This window comes from uncultured Xylophilus sp., from assembly GCA_913776965.1.
Lineage (GTDB): Bacteria > Pseudomonadota > Gammaproteobacteria > Burkholderiales > Burkholderiaceae_C > Xylophilus.
In genome coordinates this window covers 1-17605 of record CAJYQL010000048.1, presented here as the reverse complement: position 1 = coordinate 17605, position 17605 = coordinate 1, and the positions used below count along the sequence as shown (strand labels likewise).

General features: G+C 67.7%; 18 protein-coding genes. 2 read left to right on the top strand and 16 right to left on the bottom strand.

Annotated features, from left to right (window positions below; translation table 11 throughout):
* Window positions 1-428, top strand: a 428-nt coding sequence (locus QZ500_RS06920) for an L-histidine N(alpha)-methyltransferase (RefSeq protein WP_295852741.1), incomplete at its 5' end; no start/stop codon positions are given.
* A gap of 83 nt (window positions 429-511) precedes the next feature.
* Here the strand turns inward: QZ500_RS06920 and QZ500_RS06915 are convergent.
* From QZ500_RS06915 to QZ500_RS06900, 4 genes are read right to left on the bottom strand one after another with little or no spacing between them, the layout of a single operon-like run.
* Entirely contained in the window at window positions 512-2077 is a 1566-nt protein-coding gene (locus QZ500_RS06915) for a DHA2 family efflux MFS transporter permease subunit (protein ID WP_295852738.1), read from the bottom strand.
* A 17-nt stretch (window positions 2078-2094) separates the two neighbouring features.
* The gene (locus QZ500_RS06910) at window positions 2095-3429 is read right to left on the bottom strand and encodes an efflux RND transporter periplasmic adaptor subunit (RefSeq protein ID WP_295852735.1); all 1335 of its coding nucleotides are present in this window, start codon (window positions 3427-3429) and stop codon (window positions 2095-2097) included.
* Window positions 3430-3488: 59 nt separating this feature from the next.
* Window positions 3489-5060, bottom strand: coding sequence for an efflux transporter outer membrane subunit (locus tag QZ500_RS06905; RefSeq protein WP_295852731.1), 1572 nt, complete (start codon window positions 5058-5060; stop codon window positions 3489-3491).
* Between the two features lie 37 nt (window positions 5061-5097).
* Window positions 5098-5670 carry a MarR family transcriptional regulator gene (locus tag QZ500_RS06900; RefSeq protein WP_295852729.1) on the bottom strand — a complete coding sequence of 191 codons (573 nt, stop codon included), beginning with the start codon at window positions 5668-5670 and terminating at the stop codon, window positions 5098-5100.
* 70 nt (window positions 5671-5740) lie between these two features.
* Between QZ500_RS06900 and QZ500_RS06895 the strand changes: the two genes are divergently transcribed.
* Entirely contained in the window at window positions 5741-7570 is a 1830-nt protein-coding gene (locus QZ500_RS06895; protein ID WP_295852726.1) for an ABC transporter transmembrane domain-containing protein, read from the top strand.
* A 53-nt stretch (window positions 7571-7623) separates the two neighbouring features.
* Here QZ500_RS06895 and QZ500_RS06890 read toward each other — a convergent pair whose 3' ends face one another.
* The 12 genes from QZ500_RS06890 to QZ500_RS06835 form a co-directional block, all read right to left on the bottom strand.
* The gene (locus QZ500_RS06890; RefSeq protein WP_295852722.1) at window positions 7624-7806 is read right to left on the bottom strand and encodes a hypothetical protein; all 183 of its coding nucleotides are present in this window, start codon (window positions 7804-7806) and stop codon (window positions 7624-7626) included.
* Window positions 7806-8285, bottom strand: a complete 480-nt coding sequence (locus QZ500_RS06885) for a DUF1178 family protein (RefSeq protein ID WP_295852719.1) — start codon at window positions 8283-8285, stop codon at window positions 7806-7808. Before QZ500_RS06885 ends, QZ500_RS06890 begins: the two co-directional genes overlap by 1 nt.
* Complete coding sequence (locus tag QZ500_RS06880) at window positions 8282-8923, bottom strand: NUDIX hydrolase (RefSeq protein ID WP_295852717.1); 642 nt, start codon at window positions 8921-8923, stop codon at window positions 8282-8284. The genes QZ500_RS06885 and QZ500_RS06880 overlap by 4 nt, the downstream gene beginning before the upstream one ends.
* Complete coding sequence (locus tag QZ500_RS06875; protein ID WP_295852714.1) at window positions 8916-9218, bottom strand: DUF2818 family protein; 303 nt, start codon at window positions 9216-9218, stop codon at window positions 8916-8918. The genes QZ500_RS06880 and QZ500_RS06875 overlap by 8 nt, the downstream gene beginning before the upstream one ends.
* Window positions 9219-9273: 55 nt before the next feature.
* Window positions 9274-10758 carry an NADH-quinone oxidoreductase subunit NuoN gene (gene nuoN, locus QZ500_RS06870; protein ID WP_295852711.1) on the bottom strand — a complete coding sequence of 495 codons (1485 nt, stop codon included), beginning with the start codon at window positions 10756-10758 and terminating at the stop codon, window positions 9274-9276.
* Between the two features lie 25 nt (window positions 10759-10783).
* A complete protein-coding gene (locus tag QZ500_RS06865) occupies window positions 10784-12259 on the bottom strand; it encodes an NADH-quinone oxidoreductase subunit M (protein WP_295852708.1) in 1476 nt (491 codons plus the stop codon).
* An 18-nt stretch (window positions 12260-12277) separates the two neighbouring features.
* Window positions 12278-14377, bottom strand: coding sequence for an NADH-quinone oxidoreductase subunit L (nuoL, locus tag QZ500_RS06860; RefSeq protein WP_295852705.1), 2100 nt, complete (start codon window positions 14375-14377; stop codon window positions 12278-12280).
* Between the two features lie 23 nt (window positions 14378-14400).
* A complete protein-coding gene (gene nuoK / locus QZ500_RS06855; protein WP_295852700.1) occupies window positions 14401-14709 on the bottom strand; it encodes an NADH-quinone oxidoreductase subunit NuoK in 309 nt (102 codons plus the stop codon).
* Window positions 14706-15344 (bottom strand): NADH-quinone oxidoreductase subunit J, encoded by a 639-nt coding sequence (locus tag QZ500_RS06850; RefSeq protein WP_295852699.1) that lies wholly within the window; start codon window positions 15342-15344, stop codon window positions 14706-14708. The genes nuoK and QZ500_RS06850 overlap by 4 nt, the downstream gene beginning before the upstream one ends.
* A gap of 32 nt (window positions 15345-15376) precedes the next feature.
* On the bottom strand, window positions 15377-15886 hold the full coding sequence (nuoI, locus tag QZ500_RS06845; protein ID WP_295852697.1) for an NADH-quinone oxidoreductase subunit NuoI: 510 nt from the start codon (window positions 15884-15886) through the stop codon (window positions 15377-15379).
* Between the two features lie 4 nt (window positions 15887-15890).
* The gene (gene nuoH, locus QZ500_RS06840; protein ID WP_295852693.1) at window positions 15891-16967 is read right to left on the bottom strand and encodes an NADH-quinone oxidoreductase subunit NuoH; all 1077 of its coding nucleotides are present in this window, start codon (window positions 16965-16967) and stop codon (window positions 15891-15893) included.
* Window positions 16964-17605 (bottom strand): molybdopterin-dependent oxidoreductase (locus QZ500_RS06835; protein WP_295852690.1); only part of this gene is annotated, 642 nt, incomplete at its 5' end. The genes nuoH and QZ500_RS06835, both read right to left, overlap by 4 nt.

Here is a 17605-nt window from a genome sequence, read left to right as displayed (position 1 = left end):
CAGCCCGGGTGCTGCGCGGCGGCGCGATGCTGATCGGCGCTGACCTGGTGAAGGACCCGGCCGTGCTGCACGCGGCCTACAACGACGCGGCGGGCGTCACCGCGGCGTTCAACCGCAACCTGCTGGTGCGTGCCAACCGCGAACTCGACGCCGATTTCGATGTCGAAGCCTTCCACCACTACGCGTTCTACAACGCGCCGCAGTCGCGCATCGAGATGCACCTGGTCGGCCGCCGGTCGCAGCCGCTGCACCTGTGCGGCGAGCGGTTCAGCATCGCCGAAGGCGAAAGCCTGCACACCGAGAACTCGCACAAGTTCACCATCGACAGCCTGCGCCACCTCGCCGCCGGCGCCGGCTTTCGGCCGGGCCCGGTGTGGACCGATCCGGAGCGGCTGTTCAGCCTGCACTGGCTCTACGCACCGGACTGACCGGTTTCGCACGAAAAAGAGCGCCCTGCGCAGGCCGGACCCGCGCAGGGCGCTCTCATTTCAATAGCAAGCAGCGTTGCCGGTCAGTGGGCACCCGCCGCGGCATCGGCACCGCCGCCCCCGCCGCCGGTCGTGCGCTGCGACACCCAGATCAGCGGAATCAGGAACAGGAAGATCACCGCCGACACGTAGAACACGTCGTTGGCCGCCAGCATGAACGCCTGCTGGTCCACCAGCCGGTTCACCTGGGCCAGCGCCTGCTCCGCGGTCAGCCCGGCCTGGCCGAGCGCCGCCAGCGCATCGCCCGCCGGGCTGCCGCGGGTGACCGCCTCGGCCAGCTGCGCATGGTGCAGCGCCGCGCGGTTTTCCCAGACGGTGGTGACCACCGAAGTGCCGATCGCGCCCGCGGTGATCCGCAGGAAGTTCGAGAGGCCCGAGGCCGACGGAATGCGGTCCGGCGGCAGGCCCGACAGGGTGATCGTCACCAGCGGGATGAAGAAGAACGCCATCGCCACGCCCTGGATCAGGGTCGGGATCAGGATGGTCACGATGTCGGCTTGGGTGTTGAAGTGCGAGCGCAGCCACAGCACCAGCGCGAACACCAGGAACGACGCGGTCGCGAAGCGCCGCGGATCGACGCGGTGCAGGTTCTTGCCGACGATCGGCGACAGGATCAGCGCCATCAGTCCCACCGGCGCGGTGACCATGCCGGCCTGCGTCGCGGTGTAGCCCATGAACTGCTGCAGCCACAGCGGCAGCAGCACCACGTTGCCGAAGAAGAGGCCGTAGCCCACCGCCGTCGCCACCGTCCCCGCCCAGAAGTTGCGCCGGGCGAACAGCGACAGGTCGACCACCGGATGCTTCTCGGTGAACTCCCACACCAGGAAGAAGGCGAAGCCGACGATCGCGACGATGCCGAGCGTCACCACCACCGGCGACTCGAACCAGTCGTGCTCCTTGCCCAGGTCGAGCATCACCTGCATCGCGCCGACCCATAGCACCAGCAGTGCCAGCCCGATGGAATCGATCGGCAGCTTGCGGATGTGGCTCTCGCGCCGGCGGTAGAGCGACCACGCACCGGCGGCGGCGATCAGGCCGACGGGGATGTTGATATAAAAGATCCACGGCCAGGTCATGTTGTCGGTGATCCAGCCGCCGAGCAGCGGCCCCATCACCGGCGCGATCAGCGTGGTCATCGACCACATCGCCATCGCGGTGCCGGCCGCCGCCTTCGGATAGCTGCTCAGCAGCAGCGTCTGCGACAGCGGGATCATCGGCCCGGCGACGAAGCCCTGCAGCGCCCGGAAGGCGATCAGCGTCGCCATGTTGGGCGCCAGGCCGCAGAGCCAGGAGGCGATGACGAACATCACCACGCTGGCGCAGAACAGCCGCACCTGGCCGAAACGCTGCGACAGCCAGCCGGTGAGCGGCACTGCGATCGCGTTGGCGACCGCGAAGCTGGTGATGACCCAGGTGCCCTGGTTGGGGCTCACGCCCAGGTCGCCGGCGATCGCCGGAAGCGATACGTTGGCGATCGACGTGTCGAGCACGTTCATGAAGGTGGCGGCGGACAGGGCGATCGTGCCCCAGGTCCGCGCCGAGCCCTCCAGCGGAGGATGCGGCTGCGGTGCAGCGCCGGCGGTGGCCATGGCGGTTCCCTTTCGCTTCAGGAGCGGCCGGCCGCGGCGACCTGCTGCGCGACCTTGTCGGCCGGTTGCGCGCCGGACTGCGCCACCGCGCGGCTGCGGCCCAGGTTGGCGGCGATCACGCGCTGCACCTCGGCATCGGCACCGGCGTCCAGGCTGCGGAACACCTGCGTCTGCGCGACCGGCGCCACCCGCGGCGCATCGGCCAGGGTCTTGCCGTCCTTCTGCGCGACATCGACTTCCACGTCCATCGACAGCCCGACCCGCAACGGGTTCTGCTGCAGCTGCTGCGCGTCGAGCGCGATCCGGACCGGCACCCGCTGCACCACCTTGATCCAGTTGCCGGTGGCGTTCTGCGCCGGCAGCAGCGCGAAGGCCGCGCCGGTGCCGACGCCCAGGCCGGCGACCGTGCCCTTGTATTCGACCTTCTTGCCATAGACGTCGGCCACCAGCTTCACCGGCTGGCCGAGGCGGATGTTGCGCAGCTGCACTTCCTTGAAGTTCGCATCGACCCACAGCTGGTTGAGCGGCACGACCGACATCACCGGCGCCCCGGCAGTCACCCGCTGGCCGAGCTGCACCGTGCGCTTGGCGACATAGCCGTCCACCGGCGCCGGCATCGCGGCGCGCTGGCTGGCAAGCCAGGCCTCGCGCACCTTGGCCGAGGCGGCCATCACGCTCGGATGCTGCTCGATGCTGGTGCCGTCGGTCATCGCCTGGTTGCTGGCGAGCTGCTCGCGGGCGGCCGTCACCCCAGCCTGGGCGGCGGCGACCGCGCTGCGGGCGGCATCGACCTGCGTGCGCGCGTGGTTGAGTTCCTCCTTCGACACCGCGCCGTTGCCGGTCAGCGACATGCGGCGGTTGAGGTCGTCGCTGGCACGGGCCAGTTCGCTCTGGGCCTTGGCCACGTCGGCCTGGCGCAATGCGATCTGCGCCGCCAGCGTCCCGTTGTTGGTGTAGAGCGTGCGGGCCTGCCGGACGGTCTGGGCCAGGTTGGCCTCGGCCTGTTCGAGCGCCACCTTGACGTCGGCCGGGTCGAGCTGCACCAGCGGCTGGCCGGCCTTCACGAAGTCGGTGTCGTCGGCCAGGATGGCCATCACCGTGCCGCCGATCTGGGGCGTGATCTGGATGACGTTGCCCTGCACGTAGGCGTTGTCGGTCGATTCGTAATGGCTCGCGACCAGCCATTCGTAGGCGGCCCAGCCGAGGCCGGCGACCACCACGACGGCGGCGATGGCGCCCAGGGCCTTGCGGCGGCGCGAATTGCCGGCGCGTGGGGCGGCGTCCGGCGTGGCTTGAGCGGTGGTGCCGGCAACGTTGCCGGCGGCGGGAGATGCGTTCTGCGGTGCGTTCATGGGAAGACTCCGGAATTCGGGAACGAGGGACTGCGGCGGGGCGGTGCGCCGGAGGCGGATCAGCGCAGCGCGGCGGTCGTGGTCGCGGGCGGAAGGGTCGCGGACGTGGTCGGCTGCACGGCCGGCGTACCGAAGCCGCCGCCCAGCGCGCGGATCAGCGCGACCTGGTTCTCGAGCCGGCGGCCCGCCAGCTCCACTGCCAGCCGGCGCTGGGCCAGCACCGCGTTCTCGGCGGTCAGCACGTTGAGGTAGGTGCCGAGGCCCGCGCGGTAGCGCTGCAGCGCGATCTCGTAGGCGCTTTCGGCGGCCGCCTGGGCGTCGCGCTGCTCCTGCTGCTGACGCACGATGGCGCGGGCCGACGCGATCTGGTCGGCGCAGTCGTGGACCGCGTCGATCAGGCTGCTGTTGTAGCTCTCCACCGCGGCGTCGAGGTCGGCCGTGCGGCTGCGCAGGTTGGCCCGCAGCCGGCCGGAATCGAAGATCGGCAGCCGGATAGCCGGGCCCACGCCCCACTCGCCGCTGTTGCCGTTGACCAGCCGGTCGAAGCCGATCGCGTTCAGGCCGACGAAGGCGGTCAGGCTGACGTTGGGATAGAACTGGGTCTTGGCGACACCCACCTCGCCGGCCGCCGCCTCGACCCGCCAGCGCGCGGCGGCCACGTCGGCACGGCGGCCGAGCAGGTCTGCCGGCAGTGCGTCGGGCAGGGTCACCGGGCGGATCGCGGCGATGGACGGCGCCTGCAGCGTGTCGGCGATCTGCGGCTGGCCGACCAGCGCGGCGATCGCGTTGCGGGTGAGCGCGATCTGCTCCTGCAGCGCCTCGATCTGCTGGCGGGCCTCGGGCAGGCCGCCCTCGCTCTGGCGCTGCTCCAGCCGGGTGTCCAGCCCGGCGGTCACGCGGTCGCGCACCAGCGTCAGCGTTTCCTGGCGCTGCGCCAGGGTCCGCTCGGCGACTTCCAGCTGCGCCTGCAGCCGCGCCAGCTGGAACCAGCCGCGGGTGACGTTGCTGGCCAGGAGCAGGCGCGCGGCCTGCGCATCGGCCTGGGCGGCGTTGCTGGCGCCGACGGCCGCTTCCAGCGCCGCGCGGTTCTTGCCGAAGAAGTCGATCTCCCAACTGCCGGTGAGCCGGGCGGTGCCGATGTTGCGGGTGGAGCCGCCGAGCGGCGCCGGATAGATGCCGCGGGCGCTGAAACGCTGGCGGGTGGCGTCGAGGCTGCCGTTCAACTGCGGGCCGTCGGCCGCACGGACGGTTTCGGTCGCGGCTTCGGCACGGGCGATGCGGGCCTCTGCCGCCTTCAGGCTCGGGCTGCCGGCGATGGCCTGGTCGACCAGCCCGTCGAGCCGGCTGTCGCCGAAGCTGCGCCACCACTGTTCCGGAACGGCGATGTCGGCGAAGAAGTCGGGGGTGCCGGTTGCGGCCGACGGCAAGCCCAGCGAGCCGCCGTCGCGCAGCTGGGCCTGCGGCGCGATACCCGACATGTTGGCGCACGCGGTCAGTCCGAGGGCGAGCACCAGCGTGCCGAGGTAGAGCCAGGCGCCGCCGGCCCGGCCGGGCGCGTCGGGGCTGTCAGGCGCCGACGGTGCGGGCACCACGGCGACGGAAGCAGAAGGAACGAGGTTGTGATTGTTCATGTTGGAGTCCTCGGGACGTGCGGATGACGGAACGCGGTCAGGCGGTGCCGCCGGGCGGATCGGCTGCGGTGGCACGCGCTGGTGCTGGAACGGCAGGCCCGTCGGGCTCGCTGCCGCCGAAGCCCTGGACGTTGTGCAGGATGCGTTGCAGGTAATCCTTCAGCCGGGCGGCCTCGTCGGCGGTGAAGCCCTGCCGCACCACTTCCTGCACCCCTTCGACCACCGCCGGGATCTGCGCGGCAGCGGCGCGGCCTTCGTCAGTGAGTTCGAGATTCACGACCCGGCGGTCCTCCACAGACCGCACCCGGCGGCACAGTCCCTTGCCTTCCAGGCGGTCGAGCAGCCGCGTCATCGCGCCTGCGTCGAGGTGGCAACCGCGCGCGAGCGTGGCGACGGTCGCATCGCCGGTGTAATGCAGGCGCATGAGCGGCTTCCACTGCGCGTCGGTCAGGCCGAGCGGCTCCATGCGGCGCTCGATCTCGTTGCCGACCAGGGTGACGATGCGGCGCATCAGGTAGCCGAAGTTTTCGTCGAACGGCAGGCTGGCAGCCGGCGCGAAGCCGCCGCCGGCGGTAGGTTCAAGTGCAGGAATGGAGACCTCGGATTGCATGCCGTAATATTAATTGCCCAAGCAATCATTGTCAAGGCTTCATTTGCATGGTCATGCTATCGTCGTGACCATGAGCCCTGTCACCGCCCCGCCTCGTCCTTCCAAAAGCCCACGGTCGCTCGGCGGTCTGCGGCCGTTCCTGCGGCCCTACCGATGGCAGATCGGCATCGCGCTGCTGATGCTGGCGCTGGCCGCAGGCGCGACGCTGGCTTTTCCGCTCGCCTTGCGCGGCCTGGTCGATGGTGGCCTGTCGGCCGCCAGCGACGCAAGCAAACGTAGCGCCCTGCCCGGCCATTTCCTCGCCCTGTTCGGCGTGTCGGTGGTGCTGGGGCTGGCGTCGGCCGGCCGCTTCTACATGGTGAGCTGGCTCGGCGAACGGGTCTCCGCGGATGTGCGCAACGCGATCTATGCCCATGTGCTGCGGCAAAGCCCCCAGTTCTTCGAGACGACCCAGAGCGGCGAGGTGCTGTCCCGCCTCACCGCCGACACCACGCTGGTCCAGACCGTGATCGGCTCGTCCTTCAGCATGGGCCTGCGCAACGGGGTGATGGGGCTCGGGGCGCTCGCCGTCCTGGTCTACACCCATCCGTGGGCGATGCTGCAGGTCGCTGCCGGCCTGCTGCTGGTCGTGCTGCCCAGCGTCGCCTTCGGTCGCCGGGTGCGCCGGCTGTCGCGCGCCAGCCAGGACCGGATCGCCGATGCGAGCGCCATCGCGGCCGAGGTGCTGAACGCGGTGCCGCTGGTGCAGAGCTATACCGCCGAAGGACGCGAGGCCGACCGCTTCGCCGCGTCCACCGAGGCCGCGTTCGGTACCGCGGTGCGGCGCAGCCGGGCGCGCGCGGCACTGGTCGCTTTCATCATCGTGGCGACCAGCGGTGCGCTGCTCTGGGGCCTGTATCAGGGCGCGCAGGCGGTACTGGACGGGCGGCTCACCGCCGGCCAGCTCGGCCAGACGGTGGTGTACGTCGCCATCCTGGCCAGTGCCGCCGCCGTGCTCGGCGAGGTCTACGGCGACCTGCTGCGAGCCGCAGGTGCGACCGAGCGGCTGATGGAACTGCTGCACAGCCGCTCCCCGGTCGCATCCCCGGACACGCCTGTCGTGCCGAATTTAGACGCAAAACCGGATTTTGCGCCCGCCCCACCTGCGGGAGCTGCTATCGAATTCGAAGCGATCGACTTCCACTACCCCTCCCGCCCGGGCACTGCGGCACTGCAGGGCCTATCGCTGCAGGTCGCCGCGGGCGAGACGGTCGCGCTGGTCGGTGCCAGCGGCGCGGGCAAGACGACGGTGTTCCAGCTGCTGCAGCGCTTCTACGACGTAGACCCGGGCGGCGGCGCGATCCGCCTGGACGGGGTGAATCTGCGCCATCTCGATCTGCATGCGCTGCGCAGCCGGATCGGCGTGGTGCCGCAGGACCCGACCGTGTTTTCGGCCACCGCGCGGGAGAACATCCGCTACGGCCGCCCGGATGCCAGCGATGCCGAGGTCGAGGCCGCCGCCCGCGCCGCGTTCGCCCACGATTTCCTGGCGGCACTGCCGCAGGGCTACGACACTTTCCTGGGCGAACGCGGCGTGCGCCTGTCGGGCGGGCAGCGCCAGCGCATCGCCATCGCCCGCGCCCTGCTCAAGGACCCACCGCTGCTGCTGCTCGACGAGGCGACCAGCGCACTCGATGCCGAAAGCGAACGCATGGTGCAGGCCGCGCTCGACGCGGCGATCGCCCGCGGCGAGGGCCGCCGGACGACCCTGGTCATCGCCCACCGGCTGGCCACGGTGCAGAACGCCGACCGGATCGTGGTGCTGGATCAGGGACGGCTGGTCGAACAGGGGACGCACGCCGCCCTGCTGGCGGCCGGCGGTGCATACGCACGGCTAGCGGCGCTGCAGTTTACGGCCTGAGCGAGCGCCCGGGCGAGGCGCCTTCCGGTATTGCGCGGCAGGCCGGGTGCCGGTCAGCGCGGCGTGCGCCGCCGCTCTTCTGCGCGCCGCACCTGCCGGCTGGCGGCCGGCCGCTGGGCCGCGATCTCGCGCGCGCGGCGACGGTCGAGCGCGCGCTTCACCAGCCGCACCACGACGGTGGTCACGACCAAGGCGACAAGTCCGACGGCGACGCCGACGATCTGGGGGTTGTCCATCACTGCAGGGTTTCCTCGCAACCATCTGGCAGCGGCAGCACGCCGATGCCCTCTTCCAGCAATGCACGGGCCTCCTGCGGCGTCGCCTGACCGCGGATGCCGCGCTCCTCCGCATCGCCGTGGTGAATGCGCCGGGCCTCTTCCGCAAACCGCGGACCGACATCCTCGGCCGTGCGGGCCACCTCGCGGGCGGCGCGCCACCATGCCGCACGCAGACGTGCGAGCGGCTCCGGCAACGCGGCATCGGGGGATGGGGTTGCCACGGGCGAAGTCGCAGGCGCCGGAGCGGCCTCGCCCTTCGGCGGTCGTGCATGGGCCAGATTCAGGCGCGGGGCGCTCGGCCGCTTCGCCACCTGACCGTCGCCGCAGAGTGGACAGATCACCAGCCCGCGCGTCTGCTGGTCGCGGAAGTCGTCTTCCGAACCGAACCAGCCTTCGAAGGTGTGCCCGTGCGTGCAGGCCAGATCGAGCACCTTCACGGCTGCACCTCCGCCGCGATGTCGGCGGCGAAAGCGTCCGCCGGTCGCCACTCCAGCGGCCATCGACCGTCCAGCACGTTCTGCAGCCGTAGCACGCACGACAGGGTCTTGGCGTCGGTCACCTGTCCGTCGCGGCACCAGTCGAGCAGCGCGGCGGGCGTCGCGGTGAACACGTCAAGGAATTCGCCCGGGTCCAGCGCACGGTCGCCCGCTGTCAGGCCGCGCGCGAACCAGATGTCGATGCATTCGGTCGAGTACGCGATCACCGGATGGATCGCGCCCGCCGACGCCCATTCGGTCGCGGTGTATCCGGTTTCCTCGCGGAGTTCGCGCACGGCGCACTGCCAGGCAGTTTCGTGCGCATCACGCTTGCCGGCAGGAAATTCGATCATCACCCGTCCGACCGGGTAGCGGTATTGGCGCTCGAGCACCACCTGCAGGCCGGTCGGTGTCTCGACCAGCGGCACGACGACGACCGCGCCCGGATGGATCAGGTATTCGCGCGTCGCCGACCGTCCGTCCGGCAGACGCACCGTGTCGCGCCGGGCATCGAGGAAGTGGCCCTGGAACACCACCTCGCCGCCGAGGCGTTCCTCGACGAGGTGGTGATCGCCGCCCTGCTCTGCCGGCTCAGCCATGGCGGCGCATCAGGTAGCGGTAGACGAAGCCGGGGAACGCCAGCGTGAGGAACAGGGCGCCGGTGACGGCGTAGAACTCCCACCCCTGCGGCGCGATCTGCCCGGCCCGCTTTTCCAGTCCCAGGCCAAGCGCCCCTACCGCGAGGTACAGCGCGACCAGTTCCGCGAGGCGTACCGCGAGCGACTTGCCCCGCCGCAGTGCCACCAGGCCGAACAGCCGCTGGCTGACGAACGGCAGGTTGGCCGCCAACAGCGCTGTCGCCAGCACGAGGAAGATCGCTGCGTGTTGCGACACCGCGGATGCGCCAGGTTGAGAAAAACGAAAGGCGCGCGCCGGCAGCAGCCGACGCTCAGTTGCCGAGCGTGCCGATGATCGCCCGGGCGCACAGCGCCATCAGGCCGCTCGGCAGGATGCCGAGCACCAGCACCGCCGCACCGTTGATCGCGAGCACGGTCCGCACGTCGAACGGTGCCGATGCCGCAACGCCCGGAACGCCGGCATCGAAATACATGACCTTGACGATGCGGATGTAATAGAACGCGCCGATCAGCGACATCACCACCGCGAACACCGCCAGTGCGACGCCGTAGGCGAGGCCCGAGGTCACCAGCGCCTGCAGCACCGCCAGCTTGGCGTAGAAGCCGACCAGCGGCGGCAGGCCCGCCATCGAGAACATGCACACCGCGAGCACGGCCGCGCCCAGAGGGCTGCGGCGGCCGAGGCCGGCCAGATCGGCGATCTCCTCGCTCTCGAAACCTTCCTTCGCGAGCATCAGGATCACGCCGAAGGCCGCCAGCGTCGTCAGCACATAGGTCACGACGTAGAACATCGCCGAGCTGTACGCATTGAACGCACCGGCTGCGCTGCCGTTCACCACGCCCGACATCAGGCCGAGCAGCACGAAGGCCATCTGCGAGATCGTCGAGTACGCGAGCAGCCGCTTGAAGTTGGTCTGCGCGATGGCCGCCAGGTTGCCGACCAAGAGCGATGCGACCGACAGCACTGCCAGCATCTGCTGCCAGTCGACGGCCAGCGGCAGCAGGCCCTCGACCAGCAGGCGCAGCATGATCGCGAAGGCCGCCAGCTTGGTGGCACCGCCGATGATCAGCGTGACCGCGGTCGGCGCGCCCTGGTAGACGTCCGGCACCCACATGTGGAACGGCGCGACGCCTAGCTTAAACGCGAGGCCGGCGACGATGAACACCAGGCCGAACACCAGCACCTGGTGGCGGATCTGGCCGGTGCTGACCGCCTTCAGGACCTGCGGAATGTCGAGCGAACCGGTCGCGCCGTACATCATCGACAGGCCGTAGAGCAGGAAGCCGCTGGCCATCGCGCCCAGCACGAAGTACTTCATCGCGGCTTCGGTCGCGGTCGCGTGGTCGCGGCGCAGCGCCACCAGTGCATAGCTCGACAGCGTCAGCAGTTCCAGGCCGAGGTACAGCACCAGGAAGTTGTTGCCCGAGATCATGATGAACATGCCGAGCAGCGCGAACATGCCGAGCGTGAACAGCTCGCCGCCGCGCATCATGTCGCGGTCGGCGGCGTAGGGACGGCCGTACACCAACGTGACCATCATCGCGACCGAGCCGAAGCACTTCAGCCAGTTGCCCATGGGATCGTTGACCACCATGTTCGAGAAGCCGTACTGCGTGGCGCCCGACGACGCCTGCCAGCCGGCGACGACGGCCGCCGCGCCGAGCGTGAGCAGCGTGAGCGCGTAGGTCAGCGTACGGCGCGTATCGGTGACCCGCAGGTCGACCAGCGCGATCACGCAGGCCGCCGCCAGCAACAGGATTTCAGGCGCGAGGGTGGCCCAGCCGAAGGTTTCCATATCTCAGACGTCTCGTTCTATCGGGTCAGCGCAGCTTTGACCGGGACACTTGTTGCAGCAGGTTGGCGACCGAAGCGTCCATCACGTCGGTGAACGGCTTGGGATGGATGCCCATGTAGAGCACCGCAATCGCGAGGACCGCCATGATCAGGAATTCCCGGCCGTTGATGTCCTTCAGCTCCTTGACGTGGTCGTTGGCGACCGGGCCGAGGTAGACCCGCTTGTACATCCAGAGCGTGTACGCAGCGCCGAAGATCAGGGCCGTCGCCGACAGCAGACCGATCCAGAAGTTGAACTTCACCGCGCCCAGGATCACCATCCATTCGCCGACGAAGCCTGCGGTGCCCGGCAGGCCGCAGTTGGCCATCGCGAACAGCAGCGCGAAGGCAGCGAAGCGCGGCATCGTGTTCACCACGCCGCCGTACGCCGCGATATCTCGGGAATGCACCCGGTCGTACAGCACGCCGATGGACAGGAACATCGCACCGGACACGAAGCCGTGCGCGATCATCTGCACGATGCCGCCGGACACGCCTAGGTCGTTGAAGATGAAGAAGCCGAGCGTTACGAAGCCCATGTGCGCGACCGACGAATACGCGACCAGCTTCTTCATATCCTTCTGGACCATCGCCACCAGGCCGACGTAGATCACCGCGACCAGCGACAGCGCGATCATCAGCCAAGCCCACTCCCGGGCCGCATCCGGCGCAATCGGCAGCGAGAAGCGCAGGAAGCCGTAGGCGCCGAGCTTCAGCATGATCGCGGCCAGCACGGCGGAACCGCCGGTGGGCGCCTCGACGTGCACGTCCGGCAGCCAAGTGTGGACCGGCCACATCGGCACCTTGACGGCGAACGCCGCGAAGAAGGCGAAGAACAGCAGGGTCTGCGCAGTGGACGACAGCGGCAGCCGGTGCCAGGTCGCGATGTCGAAGCTGCCGCCCGAGGCGTTGTACAGGTAGATCAGCGCCACCAGGGTGAGCAGCGAGCCGAGCAGCGTATACAGGAAGAACTTGAAGGCCGCGTAGATCTTGTTCGGGCCGCCCCAGATACCGATGATCAGGTACATCGGGATCAGCGTCGCCTCGAAGAAGGTATAGAACAGGATGCCGTCGAGCGCGCTGAACACGCCGATCATCAGACCCGAGAGGATCAGGAAGGCGCCCATGTACTGGTGCACCCGCTCGGTGATGACCTCCCAGGCCGCGATCACCACGATGACCGTGATGAAGGCGGTCAGCGGCACGAACCAGAAGGACAGCCCGTCCACCCCCAGGTGGTAGTGGATGTTGAAACGCTCCACCCAGCTGTGGCGCTCCACGAACTGCATCGCAGCGGAGCCGACCTGGAATCCGGCGTACAGGGGCAGGGTGACCAGCAGCCCTAGCACCGAACCGGCCAGCGCCAGCCAGCGCACCAGGCCCACCTGCCCTTCCCGACCCAGCAGCAGCAGAAAGGCGCCGAAGAAGATCGGTACCCAGATGGCAAGACTCAACCAGCCCATTCCTGTTGTTCCTTGTTGTTATTTGAAGAGGGCCATGAACTGGTCGTGCCACACGAAGTACGTGAGCAGCACGAAGATCCCCAGGATCATCATCAGCGCGTAGTGGTAGAGGTAGCCCGACTGCAGGCGCCGCGCCACACCCGCGATGCGGCCGACCAGCTTCCACGAGCCGTTGACCAGCGCGCCGTCGATCAGGGCCTGGTCGCCGCCCTTCCACAGGCCGGTGCCGAGCGCCCGTGCGCCGCGCGCCAGGATGTTCTCGTTGATCCAGTCCAGGTAGTACTTGTTCTCGAACAGCACATACACCGGATGAAAGATGCGCTTGATCGCGGCCGGCAGCGCCGGATTGACCATGTACATGTAGAACGATGCGATGACGCCGGCGAGCGCCAGCCAGAACGGCGCGGTCGACAGGCCATGCAGCGCCATCGCCATCGGGCCGTGGAACATCTCGGCCAGCTCCTTCATGGCCGGGTGGCGGGCGGCATCCACGAAGATCACGTTCTTGAAGAAGTCGCCGAACAGCATCGGCGTGATGGTCAGATAGCCGATGACCACCGACGGGATCGCCAGCAGCACCAGCGGTAGCGTGACCACCCAGGGCGATTCGTGCGGCTTGGCGTCATGCCCGTGGCCATGACCGTGGTCGTGGGCATGCCCGTGCGCATCGTGCGGCAGCGGTTCGTCGTGTGCCGCGTCATGATGGTCGTGACCGTGGTGCGCATCTGGATTCTGGTCGTACCGCTCCTTGCCGTGGAAGACGAGGAAGTACATACGGAACGAGTAAAACGCCGTGATGAACACCCCGGCGAGCACCGCGAACGATGCGAATCCTGCCGCCGGCAACTGGCTTTCGTGTACCGCCTCGATGATGCTGTCCTTCGAGTAGAAGCCCGAGAACAGGGGCGTGCCGATCAGCGCGAGCGAGCCCAGCAGCGAGGTGATCCAGGTGATCGGCATGTACTTGCGCACGCCGCCCATCCAGCGGATGTCCTGGTTGTGGTGCATGCCCATGATGACCGACCCGGCCCCGAGGAACAGCAGCGCCTTGAAGAACGCATGGGTCATCAGGTGGAACACCGCGACGTGGTAGGCCGACGCGCCCAGCGCAACCGTCATGTAGCCCAGCTGCGACAGCGTCGAGTAGGCCACCACCCGCTTGATGTCGTTCTGGATGATGCCCAGGAAGCCCATGAACAGCGCCGTGATGGAACCGATCACCAGGATGAAGTTGAGCGCCGTGTCCGACAGCTCGAAGATCGGCGACATGCGCGACACCATGAAGATGCCGGCGGTCACCATCGTCGCCGCGTGGATCAGAGCGGAGATCGGCGTCGGGCCTTCCATCGAGTCGGGCAGCCAGACGTGCAGCGGGAACTGGGCGGACTTGCCCATCGCGCCGATGAACAGGCAGATCGCGATGACCGTCACCAGCATCCAGCTGGTACCCGGGAAGCTCAGGGTCGCCAGGTCGCCGGTCTTGGCGAAGATTTCGCTGTAGTTCAGCGTACCGGTGTACGCGGCGATCAGGCCGATGCCCAAGATGAAACCGAAGTCGCCGACCCGGTTGACCAGGAACGCCTTCATGTTTGCAAAGATCGCGGTCGGCTTGTTGAACCAGAAGCCGATCAGCAGATACGACACCAGGCCCACCGCTTCCCAGCCGAAGAACAGCTGCAGCAGGTTGTTGCTCATCACGAGCATCAGCATCGAGAACGTGAACAGCGAGATGTACGCGAAGAACCGGTCGTAGCCGTCGTCTTCGGCCATGTAGCCGATGGTGTAGATGTGCACCATCAGCGACACGAAGGTCACCACGCACATCATCATCGCGGTCAGGCTGTCGATCAGGAAGCCGACTTCCATCTTCAGGCGGCCCACCGTCATCCAGGTGTACAGCGTCTGGTTGAAGCGCGCACCGTCCACCACGACGCTGTAGAGCGTCATGGCCGACAGCACGAAGGCGATCAGCACGCCGAGGATGGTGAAGGTGTGGCTGGCGCGGCGGCCGATGACGTTGCCGCCGAACAGGGTGCCGGGGATACCGGCTAGCAGCGAACCGGCCAGCGGTGCCAGCGGAATCGCCAGCAGGGTGGATGCAGAAAGCGTAGCGCTCATCGTGTCGTCTCTTCTTCTTTCCGTCAGCCTTTGAGCGTGTCGAGTTCTTCCACGCTGATGCTCGACCGGTTACGGAACAGCAGCACCAGGATGGCCAGGCCGATCGCGGACTCGGCCGCCGCCACGGTCAGGATGAAGAACACGAAGACCTGCCCGTGCATGTCGCCCAGGTAATGGGAGAAGGCGACGAAGTTCATGTTGACCGACAGCAGCATCAATTCGATGGCCATCAGCAGCACGATGAGGTTGCGGCGGTTCAGGAAGATGCCGATCACCGACATCGCGAACAGCATCGCGCCGAGCGCGAGGTAATGGGCGAGGGACAGGGTCATGCTTTCTTCTCCGCGGCGGCCTCAGGTGCCGGTGCTGCGGCCTGCCGCGTCGCGGCGACCTTGACGAGCGCCACACGGTCTGCGGCGCGCACGCGGATCTGCTCGGACGGGTCGATCGCCTTCGTGTCCTTGCGGCGACGCAGCGTCAGCGCGATGGCGGCGATGATCGCCACCAGCAGGATCACCGCAGCGATTTCGAGCGGGTACAGGTACTGGGTATAGAGCAGTTCGCCGAGCGCGTGCGTGTTGGACACCTGCGGCTCCGCCGGTGCGACCGGCGTGCGGCTGTCGCGGAATCCGCCGAGCAGGACATACGCCATCTCTAGCGCGATCACCACACCGATGAGGGCGGCCAGCGGGAAGTGTTTCCAGAACCCCTGCCGGAGGCCGTCCATGTTCAGGTTGATCATCATCACCACGAACAGGAACAGCACCATCACGGCACCGAGGTAGACCAGCACCAGCGTGATCGCCAGGAATTCGGCCTGCAGCAGCAGCCAGATCGCGGACGCCTGCGAGAACGCGAGCATCAGGTACAGCACCGCGTGCACCGGGTTGCGCGCGGTGATCACCCGGAATGCCGCGAACAGCAGTGCGAGCGAGAACAGATAGAAGAAGCCAGTCTTGACGTCCATGGGATGTGTGTGTTCCGAACAGCGCGTGAGGACTAGCGGTATTTCGCGTCCGCGGCCTTGGCGGCGGAGATCTCTTTTTCGTAGCGGTCGCCGACCGCCAGCAGCATGTCCTTCGTGAAGTACAGGTCGCCGCGCTTCTCGCCGTGGTATTCCAGGATCTGCGTCTCGACGATCGAATCCACCGGGCAGCTTTCCTCGCAGAAGCCGCAGAAGATGCACTTCGTCAGGTCGATGTCGTAGCGGGTGGTCCGGCGGCTGCCGTCGTCGCGGACATCGGATTCGATCGTGATCGCCACTGCCGGGCACACCGCTTCGCACAGCTTGCAGGCGATGCAGCGTTCCTCGCCGTTGTCGTAGCGGCGCAGCGCGTGCAGGCCGCGGAAACGGGGCGACAGCGGGGTTTTTTCTTCCGGGAACTGGACCGTGATCTTGCGACGGAACGCATAACGCCCGGTCAGGGCCATTCCCTTGAAGAGCTCCACCAGCATGAAGCTCTTGAAGAAATCCTTGAGGGAGAAAGTAGAAGCAGCAATAGCCGTCATCGTGTTACTTCCAGATGTTCCAGGCGGTCTGCATCCAGCCGCCGACGATCAGCAGCCAGACCAGCGTGACTGGAATGAAGATCTTCCAGCCCAGACGCATGATCTGGTCGTACCGGAAACGCGGGAAGGTGCCGCGGATCCAGATGAAGAGCGACACCACGAAGAATGTCTTGAGGCCGAGCCAGATCCAGCCGGGGATGAAGTCCAGGAACGCGACCGGGGACAGCCAGCCGCCGAGGAACATCAGCGCCGCGAGGATCGACACCAGCCACATGCTGGCGTACTCGGCCAGGAAGAAAATGGCGAAGCCCATGCCCGAGTACTCGACCATGTGGCCGGCGACGATTTCCGCCTCGCCTTCCACCACGTCGAACGGATGGCGGTTGGTTTCCGCGACGCCCGAGATCAGGTACACGATGAAAATCGGCAACAGCGGTAGCCAGTTCCAGGACAGGAACGACAGGCCTTTGTCCGCGAACATGCCGCGACCCTGGCTCGCGACCACGTCGCCGAGGTGCAGGCTGCCCGTCACCATGATGACGACCACCAGGCAGAAGCCCATCGCGATCTCGTAGCTCACCATCTGGGCAGAAGCCCGCAGCGCGCCGAGAAACGCGTACTTCGAGTTGGATGCCCAGCCCGCGATGATCACGCCGTAGACCTCGACCGAGGTGATCGCCATGATCAGCAGCAGACCGGCATTGATGTTGGCCAGCACCACGTCCGGGCCGAACGGAATCGCCACCCAGGCGGCGAGCGCCGGCATGATCGCCATCACCGGACCCAGACGGAACAGCCCGCTGCTGGCGGCCGACGGGTTGATGATTTCCTTGGTCAGCAGCTTCAGCGCATCGGCGATCGGCTGCAGCAGACCGAACGGGCCGACACGGTTGGGACCGTGGCGAACCTGGATCCAGCCGAGGAGCTTGCGCTCCCACAGCGTCAGATAGGCGACGGCACCGAGCAGCGGCAGCAGCACGCAGACGATCTTGATCAGGGTCCAGAGCACCGGCCAGACGATGGCGGTCCACCAGTGGGCCGCGATCAGGCCCTGGCCGAATCCGAAGATGGTGTCGATCATGCTGCGGCTCCCGGGGCGTCCTGCGCCAGCCGCGCATCGGCGGTCAGCTGCAGCGACGGTGCACGCCGCACGATGCTGTCGAGGGCGTAGATGGAGGCCGTGACCGGCGCGCGGCCCGACACCGAAGCCGCATCGGCACGCGCACCTGCGGCATTCGACAGGCGCTCGGCCGGCAGGTGCGTCGCATCCGCCGCCAGACCGCTGCGGACCTGGGCCAGAACATCCTGCGACGATTCGAAATCGAAACCGGGCAGCCCGAGCAGGTTGCCCAGCACCCGGATCACCTTCCAGGCCGGACGGGCTTCGCCACGTGGCTTCACCACTGCGTGAAAGCTCTGGATGCGCCCTTCTGCGTTCACGAAGGTACCGGAGGTTTCGGTGAAGGAACCGATCGGCAGCAACACATCGCTGATGTCGAGGTTGGCCTTGAACGGGCTGAGAGTCACGACCATCTCCGCCTGACCCAGCGCCGCAGCGCCCGCGGCACCGGCCGCCGTGTCGAACGCGGGCTCGTTGTTCAGCAGGATCACGGCCTTCAGGCCGCCCTGCAGCATCCGGCCCGCATCGAGGCCACCCTGCTGCGGTTGTGCGCCGACGAACTGCGCGCCGACCGTGTTGGCCGCTTCCGTCAGGTAGCC